Source organism: Streptomyces cinerochromogenes (assembly GCF_014648635.1).
GTDB lineage: Bacteria > Actinomycetota > Actinomycetes > Streptomycetales > Streptomycetaceae > Streptomyces > Streptomyces cinerochromogenes.
In genome coordinates, this window is record NZ_BMRM01000001.1 from 506350 (window position 1) to 520191 (window position 13842).

Consider the following 13842-nt stretch of genomic DNA (forward strand, 5'->3'; position numbering starts at 1 on the left):
GGGGAAGCGCCGACATGCCGACCTGCCCGAACGGACACCAGTCGGGTTCCGACGACTGGTGCGAGGTCTGCGGTCACCGCATGGCCGGTGCCGTACCTCCACCCCCTCCGCCGCCGCCCCCGGCCGCCGGCGGCTACGGCTACCCGCAGCCCGGCGGGGGGCGCCCGCACCCGGCCGCCGGGCCGGACCCGGAGCCGGAGCTGTGCCCGCAGTGCCGTACGCCCCGCGAGGGCGGCGCGCCGTTCTGCGAGGAGTGCCGGTGGAACTTCCTGACCAACACGGCGACCTCCTACACCCCGGCCGCCCCGCGTCCGCCGCAGCCGCGGTTCCAGCCGCCGAGCGCGACGTACGGCGGCGGTGACGGGTACGAGTACCAGGGCTCGCGGCCCTCGCAGGTGAACCGCCCGGCCGAGCCGATCCCGTCCTTCGGCGGCGAGCCGTCGGCCCCGACCCCGTTCGGCGCCGACCGCGGCCCCTCCGGCCCGCAGACCTCCCCCGGCCCCGCGGGCGCGCCCCCGTTCGGCCAGGGCAGCCAGCGCCCCCCGGGGCCGCCTCAGGGCTTCGGCCAGGGTCAGGGTCCGGGTCAGGGCACGGCACCTGGTCAGCGTCCTGGTGGTCCGGGGGGTCCAGGGGGTCCGGGTGGCTTCGGCGGTGGGCCCGGCCAGGGTCCGGGACAGGGGCAGGGCCCCGGTCCCGGCGGCCCGTCGGGTCCGGGCGGCTTCGGCAGTGTGCCGGGGCAGAGTCAGGGGCCGGGCCAGGGTGCGGGCCAGGGCCCGGGGGCCGGCGGCCCGTCCGGGTTCGGCGGCCCGGGACAGGGTCCCGGCGGTCCCTCCGGCTTCGGTGACCGTCCGGGGCAGGGTCCCGGCGGTCCCTCCGGCTTCGGTGGCGGTCAGGGTCCGGGGGCCGGTGGTCCGGGCGGTCCGTCCGGGTTCGGCGGCGCCCAGAACCAGCGTCCCGGTTCCGGCTTCGGCGGCGGCCCGGGGCAGGGCCCCGGCGGCCCCTCCGGCCCCGGGGGTCCCACACCTCCCGGCCCCTCCGGCTTCGGCGGCGACCCCTCCCGTGCGGTGCCGCCCCCGCCCGGGCCGACGCCGCCCGGTCCCGGCGGTGCCCCGCAGGCGTTCCAGCAGGCCGGGGCGTCGGCCCCGCCCGCGTTCCCGCGTGAGGCCGGCCGGCCGCCGGCCGGGGACGACGACTGGGTGATCTCCCCGCCCTCCTCCGGCCCCGGCGGCCAGGGCGGCGGCTACGGCTACCCGCAGACCGGTGCCACCCAGGCCCCGCCCGGACCGGGCGGCGGCTTCCCGCAGGCGCCGCAGTCGTCGCAGCCGGGCAACTGGACCGCGACCATCGGCCCGGACCGCGAGTACTTCATGGCGATGATGCAGCGCTCCGGTCCCGAGGCCGCGGGCCTGAACCTGCCCGCGTACTCGCCCGAGCAGCAGCGCCCGCTCACCGGCAACCAGGTCACCATCGGCCGCCGCCGGCACTCCACCGGCGACACCCCCGACATCGACCTGTCGGTGCCGCCGGAGGACCCGGGCGTCTCGCACCAGCACGCGGTGCTGGTGCAGCAGCCGGACGGCAGCTGGGCGGTCGTCGACCAGAACTCGACCAACGGCACCACGGTCAACATGTCGGAGGAGCCGATCCAGCCGTTCGTGCCGGTTCCGCTCCAGGACGGCGACCGGGTGCACGTGGGCGCCTGGACGACGATCACCGTCCGCCGGGGCTGACCGGGCTCAGGGCAGGGACCAGGCGTACGGCCCCTCGGGGTCGTCCAGCCATGCCCAGGTGCGCTCGCCGTCGACTGTGACGCCGTAGCGTCCGCGGCCCGGCTCCTGCTCGCGCTCCCACAGGGCGTACGCCTCCTGCGGGTCGAGGGTGGACCGGGTCAGCGCGAGCAGGAAGCGGAACGGTTCCTGCCGGCGGGCCCGGCCCGGCAGTCCGGCCGTCGGGACTCCCCCGGGCTCCGGCCTGCCCTCGCCGCGCAGCGGCACGAAGAAGGCGGCCCCGGGCAGGAAGCGGCCCTCGGCGTGCCGCGCGTCGTACACGGTCAGGGCGAGCAGTCCGGTGGCGAGCGGGGTGAGGATCCGCGCGCCGGGACGGCACTGGGCGAGCCAGGCGCGCGGCACCGTGGGCAGCTCGCAGGTGGCGATGATCCGGTCGTAGGGGGCGCGTTCGGGGACTCCGCGCGCTCCGTCGCCGGTGGCGACGGTGGGGTGGTGGCCGGCGGCCGCGAGGTGCTGCCGGGCGGACTCGGTGATCTCCGGTTCGAGGTCGATGGTGGTGACGAGGTCGTCGTCGCCGAGCCGGTGGGCGAGCAGGGCCGCGTTGTAGCCGGTGCCGGCGCCGACCTCCAGGACCCGGTCGCCCTCGCGGACGCGCAGGGCGACCAGCATGCGGGCCATCAGCGAGGGCTGGCTGCTGGAGGACAGCAGCTCGCCGTCGCGCAGCCGGGTGGCCAGGGGTACGTCCGCGTAGGCGCCGCGCACCCAGCGTTCCCGGGCCGCGCGCTCGGGGCTCTCGCGCCAGCGGCGTTCGTAGCCGCGTGGTCCGGGGACGTAGTAGTACGGCACGAACAGGTGCCGGGGCACCGCCGCGAACGCCTCCCGCCACACCGGGTCCCCGGCCCAGGCCCCGTCGGCGTCGATCTCCCGGACCAGCGCGGCCCGTGCCGCGTCGGCGAGGACCTCGATCTCCGTGTCGTGGGAGCCCATGGGTCCACAGTAGGGGCGGGCGGGCCGCCGCAGGGGCGGGCGGGAGCGGTCCTAGGCCTTGGGTCCTGGGCCGTCCGGTCTGAGACGATGGACGGGTGAATGAGATTCGGCGCGGCACGCTTCAGGAGCAGACCTTCTACGAGCAGGTCGGCGGGGAGGAGACCTTCCGCCGGCTCGTCCACCGTTTCTACGAGGGAGTCGCCGAGGACCCGCTGCTGCGGCCGATGTACCCGGAGGAGGACCTGGGTCCGGCCGAGGAGCGGCTGGCGCTGTTCCTGATGCAGTACTGGGGCGGCCCCACGACGTACAGCGAGAACCGCGGCCACCCCCGGCTGCGCATGCGGCACGCCCCGTTCACCGTGGACCGGGCGGCGCACGACGCCTGGCTGCGGCACATGCGGGCGGCCGTCGACGAGCTGGATCTGTCCGAGGAGCACGAGCGGACACTGTGGAACTACCTGACGTACGCCGCCGCGTCGATGGTGAACACCCCCGACTGAACCCCCCTGGGCCCCCTGAACCCCCCTGAACCCCGCTGAACCACCGTGCCTGACCACGCAGCACTGACAGGTCGTCACTGAAGGTCGGATTCCGGTCGCTCGACCCCGCATTCCGATCACAATCCGGTATAGACGGGCCGACAACCGCTTACCGGCAGGCCGTCCCCTCTGCCAGCATCGCCCGCAGGTCTGGAAGTCCGGACACACGGGGGCCGGGTGACGGGGTTCGTCTTCTCACGCGCGCGTGCGCACCGCCTGCTGCTGGGCGCCGCTCTGCTGACGGTGGCGCTGACCACCGCGGTCCTGGCGACGCTCACGGCGTACTCGGGCGCGATCGGCGACGCGGCGCTGCGCCACGTGCTCGGCGACCCGCGCAACGCCGCCGACACCGCACTGATCGTCAAGGCGGACGTGCCCCCGGCCGAACGGGCCGCCGCCGACACCGCCGTACGCCGGGGCGCGCGCCGTACCTTCGCCGGGTTACCGGTGACGGTACGGACCCTGCGCCGCTCGGGGCCGTACGCGCTGCCCCGCTCGCTCCAGCCGCCCGCGCGCAGGTCGGGCGACCCGGACCTGACGTACTTCGCGGCACTGGACCCGGGCCGGCTGCGGCTCGCCGCCGGCCGCCTCCCGCGCCACCGCGGCCCTGCCGCCGGCGAGGTGGAGGTGGCGCTCCCGCAGGCCGCCGCCCGGGCGCTGCGGCTGACGCCCGGTGCCCGGCTCACCCTCGCCGACCGGTTACGGGGGCCGGCGGTGCGGGTCCGGGTCGTCGGCGTGTACCGGCCCGCCTCGGAGACGGAACCGTACTGGCGGCTGGACGACCTGCTCGGCCGCGGGGTGAAGGAGTCCGGCTTCACCACGTACGGCCCGCTGCTCGCCGACCCGGCCGTGCTCACCGGCGGCTGGGTCAGCGCCGGGGCGACGGGCTGGCTGGCGTCGGCCGACTTCGCCTCGGTGACGACCGGACGGATCGGCGAGCTGCGCTCGGCGGCCCGGCACGGCAGCGCGGCCCTGCGCCGGCCGGCCGCGCTGAGCGGGACGACGCTCGCGCAGACCGCGCTGCCGGACGTGCTGGACCGGGTGGAGCGCTCGCTGCTCGTGGCCCGCTCCACCCTGCTGATCATCGCGCTCCAGCTGGTGCTGCTCGCCGGCTACGCGCTGCTGCTGGTCGCCCGGCTGCTCAGCACCGAACGCGCCGACGAGACCCGGCTGCTGCGGGCCCGCGGCGCCTCCCGCGCCCGGATCGCCGCCCTCGCCGCCGCCGAGGCGCTGCTGCTCGCGCTGCCCGCCGCCGTGTGCGCGCCCCTCCTCGCCGGCCCGCTCACCGCGCTGCTCGCCGGGCACGGCCCGCTGGCCCGGCTCGGCCTGCGCCTGGACCTCCCGCCGGCCGGCCGTCCCGCCGTCTGGCTGGTCGCGGCCGGGGTGGCCCTCGGCTGCGCGCTGGCGGTGACCGTACCGGCGGTGACCGGAACCGGGGACGGAGTGCGGGCCCGGGTCCGCGGGTCCGGGCCCCGGCGCGGCCGCTCCCTGCCGCCGAAGCCGCGCGGGCCCCGTACGAAGCCGGCCCGCACCGCCGTCCCGGCCCCGCTGCGGACCGGCGCCGACCTCGGCCTGCTCGCCGTCGCCGGCGTGGCCTACTGGCAGCTCGGCCGGCAGGACTCCGGCGGCGTGAGCACGGATCGGTCCGGCACCCTCGGCATCGACCCCCTCCTCGTGGCCGCGCCCGCGCTGGCCCTGCTCGCCGGAACCGTCCTCACGCTGCGGCTGCTGCCGCCCGTGGCGCGGTTCGCCGAGCGGTGGGCGGCCCGCGGGCGGGGGCTGCCGGTGGCGCTCGCCGGCTGGCAGTTCAGCCGGCGCACCGCGCGCGGGGCGGGCCCGGTGCTGCTGCTGGTCCTCGCCGTCGCCCTCGGCATGCTCGCGATCGGGCAGGCCGCCTCCTGGGACCGCTCGCAGGACGACCAGGCCGACTTCCGGGCCGGGGTGCCGGTGCGGGTGCTGGCCGGCGGGGAGGACGGGTTCGGCCGTACGGACCTGTACACCGGCCTGCCGGACGTGCGCGGGGCCGCCCCGGCGGTGCGCGGCGCCCAGCCGCTGTCCGGCGACCGCACGGCGACCGTGCTGGCCCTCGACACCGCGCACGCGGCCGACGCGGTCCTGATGCGCCCCGACCTGGCCGACGAACCGGTCCGGCCGCTGCTCGGCCGGCTCACGCCGAAGGGCGCCCCGGCCGGGGCCCGGGTCCCGGCGGGCACCGCCCGGCTGACGCTGACGGCCCGTCTGCACAGCTCGACCGGGCCCGGCACCACGACCGCGGTGACGGTGACGCTCGCGGACCGGTACGGGGTGCCGTACCAGCGGCCGCTCGGGCAGCTCCCCGCCGACGGCCGCCCGCACGCCCTGGCCCTCACCCTCCCCGCCGCCTCCGGACCGGCCACCCTCACCGGACTGCGCCTGGACCTCACACAGCCCGCCGAACACGCCGAGCACCACCGGCTCGCCCTGGAGAAGCTGACCGCGTCGGGGACGGACGGAACGGAGCACCGGCTCACGCTGCCCGCCCGCTGGACCACCACCGCGGAGACCGGCGGCGCCGCCGTGCCGAGCGCCGCCACCAGCCCCACCCGCCCCCGGCTCACCGGCACCGGCCCGCTCACCTTCGCCTACAGCACCGGCTACCTCCCGGACGCCGGCATCTGGACGATCGCCACCGTCACCCTCCGGCTCCAGGTCACCCAGGCCGCGCCCGCGGCGGTGCCGGCCGTCGCCACCGACCGCTATCTGGCCGCGGCCGGCGCCCGCCCCGGGCAGCGGGTCGACCTCACCGTCGGCGACCGGAGGGTGCCGGTGCGGATCGTCCGGGCCGTCCGCGCGCTGCCCGCCACCACCGACCCGGCGAACACCGGCGCCCGCGACGGCGGCGCCGTCCTGCTCGACCTGCGCGCCCTGAACCAGCTCCTCCAGGCCCGGTACGGGGAGAGCGCCACCCCCACCGAGTGGTGGCTCGGCACCGCACCCGGCGCCACCGCCCGCGTGGCCGCCGCCGTACGCGCCCTGCCGGACGTCGGACCGGGGCAGGTCGTCGTCCGCGACGAGATCGCCGCCGAGCTGCGCGACGACCCGTTCGGCGCCGGACCCGCGGCCGCGTTCACGGCGGCGGCCGTGGTGGCGGCGGCGCTCGCCGCGGTCGGCTTCGCCGTCGGCGCCGCCGGTGCGCAGCGGGCCCGCAACGCCGAGTTCGCCGTGCTGCGCGCGCTCGGCGTGCCGCGCCGCCAGCTGGCCCGCACGGTCGCCGCCGAGCAGGCCGTCCTGGTGGGCCTGGCCCTCGCGGTGGGCCTGGGGCTGGGCACCGTACTGGCCCGTGCCGTCCTGCCGTTGACCGTCCTGACCGGGGAGGCGACCCGCCCCGTGCCCGACCTGCTCGTGCAGCTGCCGCCCGGCCGGGTGGCGCTGCTGCTCGCGGCCGTCGCCGCGGCACCCCTGGTGGTCGCGGCGGTGCCGGCCGTCCGCCGGGCCGATCCGGCGGCGGCGCTGCGCGCCCCGGGAGGTGAGTGAGATGGCGGGCCGGCCGGTGCCGGTGGCGCGCGTGGTCGCGCCCTGGGTACGGACCCGGCTGCGGACCGCGCCCGGGGCCGCCGCCGCGCTCGCGCTGCTGGTCGCGCTCACCGCGTGCCTGGCCGGCGCCTACCCGCGCGCGGTGGACCGGTACGAGGACGCCGGCCTGGACCGGGCGCTGCGGCTGGCCCGGCCCGAGCACACCACCGTACGGCTGTCGGCGCCCCAGCCCGACCTCGGGCTGCCGCCCGGGCGGCGCGCCGAGGCGCTGCGCCCCGCCACGCTGGAACGGCAGTACGAGAAGGTGCTCGGCACGGTCGGCAGCCCGCTCGCCGTGGACCGCGCCCAGTCCGCGTACGGCGTCGCCGGCACCGTCACCCCGGCGGTGCCCGACCCCTGGCTGCCCCGGCCGACCGGGCTGCCCGCCCGTGTCTCGCTGACCGCGCGGAGCGGCCTCGCCGAGCACGCGCGCGTGCGCACCGGACGGCTGCCGCGTGCCGCTCACCCCGTCGACGGCACCGCCGCCGAGGTGGAGGCCGCGGTGACCGCCGCCACCGCCAGGAGCCTGCACATCAGGGTCGGCTCGGTCATCCACGTACCGGCGCCGGGCCGCCGGCCGCTCGCCGTCCGGGTCACCGGCATCCTCCTGCCGCGCGACCCCGACGGCGCCTACTGGTCCACCGTCCCGCTGCTGCGCACCCCCACCCTGGTGACCCTGCCCGACCCCGGTCCTGACCCGGACAAGTACTGGCTCGGCGCGCTGCTGCTCGCCCCCGAGGCGGCCCCCGCCCTGCTGGGCACCGGCACCGCCCCGGACCGCTACTGGCACCTCGCACCCGACCTGCGCGGCCTGCACGCCCACGACCTGGACCGGCTGAAGTCCGCCGTCGCCGCCCTGGAGGCCGGGCCCGCGCTGCAGCGCGCCCGCGCCCTCACCGACGACGGTGCGGGCGTCGACACCGAACTGGACGACGCCCTCGCCTCCTTCTCCCGGCTGCGGTCCGGCATCGCCCCGCTGGTCGCCGTGGCCGCCGCGGGCACCGCGACGGTCGTCGCCGTGGTGCTGCTCATGACCGGCGCCCTGGCCGCCGACCGGCGCCGCACCGAACTCGCCCTGCTGCGCGCCCGCGGCGCCTCCGTGACCGGCCTCGCCGGGCGGCTGCTGGCCGAGACGGCCGTGGTCGCCGTACCGGCGGGCGCGCTCGGCCTGGCCGCGGCCCTGCTCGCGGTCCCCGCCGGCCGTGTCACCCCCGCCGTCCTCGCCGCCCTGGCCGTCACCCTCACCGCCTGCGCCGCCCTGCCCGTGCGCGCCGTAGCCGCCCACCGCGCGGTACGGCTGGCGCCCCCGCGCGAGGACGCCGCCTCGGTACGGCCCTCCCGGCGCCGCACGGTCGCCGAGCTGACCCTGCTGGTGCTGGCCGCCGGGGCGGTGGCCACCCTGCGCCGGCGCGGCACCAGCGGCGACCAGCTGGTGGCGGTCGCCCCCGTGCTGGTCGGCGTGATCGCCGCGCTGCTGCTGCTCCGCCTCTACCCGCTGCTGCTGCGCCGCCTCTCCGGGCCCGCCGGACGGCTGCGCGGCGTGGTCGGCCACCTCTCCCTGGCCCGCGCCGGACGCACCCAGGCCTCCGCCGTGCTCCCGCTGCTCGCCCTGCTGACCGCGCTGACCACGGCGGCGTTCGGCGGCTCGGTCCTGGCCGGGGTGGCCGAGGCCCGGGACCGGGCGGCCCTGCTCACCGTGGGCGCCGACGCCCGCGCGGACGCGGGCGCGCCCCTGCCGGCCGGCGCCCCCGACCGGGTCCGCTCGCTGCCCGGGGTGCGCGCGGTGACCGCCGTCGGCATCTCCTACCAGGCGAGGCCGGAGGGCGGCCAGGACGAGGTGCCGCTGCTGGGCGTGGACCCGCGCGGCTACGCCGAGCTGTCGGCCCGCACCGGCCTGGGCGCCTTCCCGCCCGACCGCCTGACCGGCCGCCCCTCCCGCCCCCTGCCCGCCGTCGCCTCCCCTGCCGTGGCCTCCGCCCACGGCACCCGGCGGCCCTTCCCGGTCCGGCTGGAGGACGGCAGCGCGGTCACCGTCCGCATCGTGCTGGTCCGCGACCGGACTCCGGCCGTCTCCGGCACCGACTTCCTCATCGTGCACCGCGCGGGCCTCCCGGCCCCGGCGAACCGTCCGACGACGCTGCTGCTGACCGGCGACCACCTGGACGCGGGAGCGCTGCGGCACGCGGTGGGCGGTACGGCCGGTGTCCGGATCCGGGCCGAGGAACGCGCCCGGTACGCCGACTCGCCCCTCCAGTCCGGCGCCGAGCACGTGTACACGGCGGCGGTGGCCGCGGGGGCCGGCTTCGCCGTCCTGGCGCTGCTGCTGTCACTGCTCCGGGCGGCCCCGGAACGCGCCGCGCTCCTGGCCCGCCTCCGCACGATGGGGCTCACCCGCGCCGGGTCCCGCCGCCTGCTGATCCTCGAATCCCTCCCCCAGGCCGTCCTCGCCGCGGCCGGCGGAGCCCTGACCGGCTGGTCGGCGATCACCCTGCTCTCCCCCGGCATCGACCTGACGGTCATCTCCCTCCCGTCCGCCCAGGCACCCCCGACCGCAGCCGAACTGCGCCCCGACACCTGGTCCCTCACCGTTCCGGCCGTGGCGGTGGTCACGGTGGCCGTGGGGGTGGCCGCCCTCCAGGCGTGGTGGACGGGACGACGGGGCTCGGTGACGGAACTGAGAGCGGGAGACGGCCGATGAACGTCCGCTTCCCCGGCCCGCGGGCAGTCGTGCCGCCCGGGGCGGCACGGGTGGGCGCAGACTGCACCCCGCGAGCGCGAACAAGCGACCCCGCCCCCGCCCAGCCCTCGCACCGGGCACCCACGCAGGAGAGCCGATGACCACCGACCCGAGCCTCACGGAGCTGGCGAACCGGGTGACCGAGGCCAGGGCGAACCCCGCCTACGGCCACGACGCCCTGATCACCTGCGACCGCCTGGTCCGCGTCTTCACCACGGACGGCACGGAGGTCCAAGCCCTCCAGGGCCTCGACCTCCTCGTCCGCGAGGGCGAACTCATGGCCCTGGTGGGCGCGTCGGGCAGCGGCAAGTCCACCCTCATGAACATCCTCGCCGGCCTGGACACCCCCACCGCCGGCGCGGCCCGCGTCGCCGGCCGCGACCTGCTCACGATGACCGCCGCCGACCGCCTCGCCTACCGCAGGGACGTCGTCGGTTTCGTCTGGCAGCAGACCGCCCGCAACCTCCTGCCCTACCTCACCGCGGCCCAGAACGTCGCCCTGCCCCTCCAGCTCGCCGGCACCCGCAAGGGCCGCCGCGCCCGCACCGAACGCGCCCTGGAACTCCTGGACCTGCTCCAGGTGGCCGACTGCCGCGACCGCCACCCCCGGCAGATGTCCGGCGGACAGCAGCAGCGCGTGGCGATCGCCGTGGCCCTCGCGAACGACCCCGCGGTGCTGCTCGCCGACGAACCCACCGGCGAACTCGACTCCCAGACGGCCGCCCAGATCTTCGACGCGTTCCGCACGGCCAACGAGACCCTCGGCACGACGATCGTCATCGTCACCCACGACCAGGCGGTGGCGAGCGAGGTCCGCCGTACCGTGGCGATCCGTGACGGCCGTACCTCCACCGAGGTGCTGCGCCGCAGCGAGATCGACGCGACGACCGGCCACGAGACGGTCGTGGCCCGCGAGTACGCCATGCTCGACCGCGCCGGCCGCCTCCAGCTGCCCGCGGACTACCTCCGCGCCCTGGACATGCGTGACCGGGTGGCCCTGGAACTGGAGTCCGACCACATCGGCGTGTGGCCGGACGACACGGAGTGAGGGGGCGGGCTCAGCGCACGCTGAGCCCGAAGGACCCGAGCCCTGCCTCTCGTACGGCCACGGACCCGTACGGCGTACGCAGCCGCAGCCACGCACCCGAGGAGAACAGCCCGATCCCGTCCGGTCCGGTCCCGGGCCGCAGGAAGCCCAGCGACTGGGCGGCGTGCACGGCCCGCACCGGCAGCCGGGTGCCCTTGATCTGCCGGGACCAGATGTCCCGCCCGATCCGGTCCAGCTCCGCGCGGGTACGGCCCTCGGGCCCCAGTTCCCCGGTGCGTGAGCGGAACTCGGCCACCGCGGCACCGACCGTGGCGCGCAGCGCGTCCGGCGCCGGCAGCCCCGGCTCCGGCCGCCAGCCGGTCCGCGGCGGCAGCACCCCGGCCCACGGGGGTCCGGTGACCGCGCCCGGGACGGCGGCGGTGGCCGCCCGCTCGTCCACGGACTCCAGGAACTCCCCCGCGGAGACGGTCACGTCGAGGGTGACGTCGAGCCCGTCCTCGTACGGCTTCGCCAGCCGCACCGCGCGGACGGCCAGCACCTCGAAGGACGGCGGCCGGCCGAAGACGGCGAGGGCGGTGCCGGCCGCCTGCAGCCGCACCGCGGCCCCACGGTCGTAGTGGAGCAGCCGGGAGAGGAAGGCGGCGAGGTCGGCGGCCTCCCTCTCGTCGGCCAGGTGCAGCACGGTCATGCCGCGACGGCCTCCTCGTCGGCCTCGTCCGTGTACTGCTGGAGGAACTCGCGTTCCTCCGCGGTGATCCGGCGCGGCCGCTGGGTCTCGAAGTCGAACGGCACGACGACCGTCGAGGCCCGTACGTAGACCAGGTCGTCGTCCTTCACCTCGTAGGCGATGGTGAAGGACGCGGCCTTGATCTCGGTGATCCACAGCTCGATGTCGACCGGGTGGTGCCGGTGCACGAGCTGCCGCTTGTAGTCGATCTCGTGGCGCGCCACCACGGACCCCTGCTTGAACTCCTTGTCCGGGCGGAACAGGAAGTTGATCCGGGCTTCCTCCAGGTAGCGGATGAAGACCGCGTTGTTGACATGACCGTACGCGTCCATGTCGGACCAGCGCAGGGGGCAGCGGTAGACGTGACGCAAGACCGATCAGCCCCGGGTCAGCTTCTTGTAGGTGGCGCGGTGCGGACGCGCGGCGTCCGGGCCGAGCCGCTCGACCTTGTTCTTCTCGTACGACTCGAAGTTGCCCTCGAACCAGAACCACTTCGACTCACCCTCGTAGGCGAGGATGTGCGTCGCGACGCGGTCGAGGAACCACCGGTCGTGGGAGACGACGACGGCGCAGCCGGGGAAGTCCAGCAGGGCGTTCTCCAGGCTGGAGAGCGTCTCGACGTCGAGGTCGTTGGTGGGCTCGTCCAGGAGCAGCAGGTTGCCGCCCTGCTTCAGGGTCAGCGCCAGGTTGAGGCGGTTGCGCTCACCGCCGGAGAGGACACCGGCCGGCTTCTGCTGGTCCGGACCCTTGAACCCGAAGGCCGACACGTACGCCCGGGACGGCATCTCGACCTGGCCGACGTTGATGTAGTCCAGCTCGTCGGAGACGACGGCCCACAGCGTCTTCTTGGGGTCGATGTTCTCGCGGCTCTGGTCGACGTAGGAGATCTTGACGGTCTCGCCGACCTTGATCGAACCGGAGTCGGGCTCCTCGATGCCCTGGATCATCTTGAACAGCGTGGTCTTGCCCGCGCCGTTCGGGCCGATGACGCCGACGATGCCGTTGCGCGGCAGGGTGAAGCTCAGGTCGTCGATGAGGACCTTGTCGCCGAAGGCCTTGCTGAGGTTGTTGACCTCGACGACGACGTTGCCCAGGCGCGGGCCCGGCGGGATCTGGATCTCCTCGAAGTCCAGCTTCCGCATCTTCTCGGCCTCGGCGGCCATCTCCTCGTACCGCGCCAGACGCGCCTTGGACTTGGCCTGCCGCCCCTTGGCGTTCGACCGCACCCACTCCAGCTCTTCCTTGAGCCGCTTCTGCCGCTTGGCGTCCTTCTGGCCCTCGACCTTCAGGCGGGAGGCCTTGGTCTCCAGGTACTTGGAGTAGTTGCCCTCGTAGCCGTGCAGGCGGCCGCGGTCGACCTCGCAGATCCAGCCCGCGACGTTGTCCAGGAAGTACCGGTCGTGGGTGACGGCGACGACGGTGCCCGGGTACTTGGCCAGGTGCTGCTCCAGCCAGTTCACCGACTCGGCGTCGAGGTGGTTGGTGGGCTCGTCCAGGAGCAGCAGGTCGGGCTGCTCCAGCAGCAGCTTGCAGAGCGCGACGCGGCGCTTCTCACCACCGGAGAGGTTGGTCACGGGCCAGTCGCCGGGCGGGCAGCCCAGCGCGTCCATGGCCTGCTCCAGCTGGGCGTCCAGGTCCCAGGCCTCGGCGTGGTCCAGCTCCTCCTGGAGCTTGCCCATCTCCTCCAGCAGCGCGTCGGAGTAGTCGGTGGCCATCAGCTCGGCGATCTCGTTGAACCGGTCGAGCTTGCCCTTGATCTCGGCGACACCCTCCTGGACGTTCTCCAGGACGGTCTTCTCCTCGTTGAGCGGGGGCTCCTGAAGGAGGATGCCGACGGTGTAGCCGGGCGAGAGGAAGGCGTCACCGTTGGACGGCTGCTCCAGCCCCGCCATGATCTTCAGCACGGTCGACTTACCGGCACCGTTCGGGCCGACGACGCCGATCTTCGCCCCGGGGAGGAAGTTCAGGGTGACGTCGTCGAGGATCACCTTGTCGCCGTGCGCCTTGCGCGCCTTGCGCATGGTGTAAATGAACTCAGCCAAGAGAAACCGTCCGGCAGCTTGAAATCTGGCAGTGGGCAGATACACCCCATCTTGCCTGACCGCCAGGGCTGGATGGAAACCCGTCTGGTTCGAGCGCCCTGACCTGCGCTTTCTCGGTGGCGGCTGAGGTGTGTCCGCCACATCCGGCCGCTGCCGGCCGGCCTGTGCGCTCACGGACGGCCACGGACGGCCCAGGGACGGCCAGAGGTGATCACCACGATCTCGCCGGCCGGGGCACGGCGGCTTCCCGCCGCGGTGGCCGTTCCCCCCGAGGGCGCCGACAATGGTGACTGTCGGCCCGGTTCCCTGTCGAGTGATCCAGCGCCGAGGTGCGAGCGCTGACGTACGCGGCACATCGGGTGGGATTTCCGCCGCCCTTTCTTTCTCGCCCCCGACAATCCATCAGAGCCGTTCCGAAGGCATCCGGGCGAGCCGGCGAATTTTCCGGGCAACGACCAGGTCGAGGCTGCGTCGGGCGCGTAT

9 protein-coding genes are annotated in these 13842 nt (G+C 75.9%); 5 read left to right on the top strand and 4 right to left on the bottom strand.

The window, feature by feature from the left end:
* Nucleotides 1–14: 14 nt before the first annotated feature.
* A complete protein-coding gene (locus IEZ20_RS02195; RefSeq protein WP_189294330.1) occupies nucleotides 15–1730 on the top strand; it encodes an FHA domain-containing protein in 1716 nt (571 codons plus the stop codon).
* Nucleotides 1731–1736: 6 nt separating this feature from the next.
* Here the strand turns inward: IEZ20_RS02195 and IEZ20_RS02200 are convergent, their stop codons facing one another.
* Nucleotides 1737–2714: a methyltransferase domain-containing protein gene (locus IEZ20_RS02200; protein WP_189294331.1), complete on the bottom strand. Its 978-nt coding sequence runs from the start codon at nucleotides 2712–2714 to the stop codon at nucleotides 1737–1739.
* Nucleotides 2715–2809: 95 nt separating this feature from the next.
* On the opposite strand from IEZ20_RS02200, the gene IEZ20_RS02205 reads away from it, so the two are divergent.
* The 4 genes from IEZ20_RS02205 (at nucleotide 2810) to IEZ20_RS02220 (ending at nucleotide 10590) form a co-directional block, all read left to right on the top strand.
* Nucleotides 2810–3214 (top strand): globin, encoded by a 405-nt coding sequence (locus tag IEZ20_RS02205; protein ID WP_189294332.1) that lies wholly within the window; start codon nucleotides 2810–2812, stop codon nucleotides 3212–3214.
* A gap of 216 nt (nucleotides 3215–3430) precedes the next feature.
* The gene (locus IEZ20_RS02210; protein WP_189294333.1) at nucleotides 3431–6766 is read left to right on the top strand and encodes an FtsX-like permease family protein; all 3336 of its coding nucleotides are present in this window, start codon (nucleotides 3431–3433) and stop codon (nucleotides 6764–6766) included.
* A 1-nt stretch (nucleotide 6767) separates the two neighbouring features.
* The gene (locus IEZ20_RS02215; RefSeq protein WP_189294334.1) at nucleotides 6768–9503 is read left to right on the top strand and encodes an FtsX-like permease family protein; all 2736 of its coding nucleotides are present in this window, start codon (nucleotides 6768–6770) and stop codon (nucleotides 9501–9503) included.
* Between the two features lie 136 nt (nucleotides 9504–9639).
* Nucleotides 9640–10590: an ABC transporter ATP-binding protein gene (locus tag IEZ20_RS02220; protein ID WP_189294335.1), complete on the top strand. Its 951-nt coding sequence runs from the start codon at nucleotides 9640–9642 to the stop codon at nucleotides 10588–10590.
* A gap of 10 nt (nucleotides 10591–10600) precedes the next feature.
* Here IEZ20_RS02220 and IEZ20_RS02225 read toward each other — a convergent pair whose 3' ends face one another.
* The 3 genes from IEZ20_RS02225 to ettA are packed head-to-tail and all read right to left on the bottom strand — an operon-like array spanning nucleotide 10601 to nucleotide 13359.
* Nucleotides 10601–11278 (bottom strand): DUF8185 domain-containing protein, encoded by a 678-nt coding sequence (locus tag IEZ20_RS02225; RefSeq protein ID WP_189294336.1) that lies wholly within the window; start codon nucleotides 11276–11278, stop codon nucleotides 10601–10603.
* Entirely contained in the window at nucleotides 11275–11688 is a 414-nt protein-coding gene (locus tag IEZ20_RS02230; protein ID WP_189294337.1) for an acyl-CoA thioesterase, read from the bottom strand. Before IEZ20_RS02230 ends, IEZ20_RS02225 begins: the two co-directional genes overlap by 4 nt.
* Nucleotides 11689–11694: 6 nt before the next feature.
* A complete protein-coding gene (gene ettA, locus IEZ20_RS02235) occupies nucleotides 11695–13359 on the bottom strand; it encodes an energy-dependent translational throttle protein EttA (RefSeq protein ID WP_189294338.1) in 1665 nt (554 codons plus the stop codon).
* Between the last annotated feature and the right edge of the window lie 483 nt (nucleotides 13360–13842).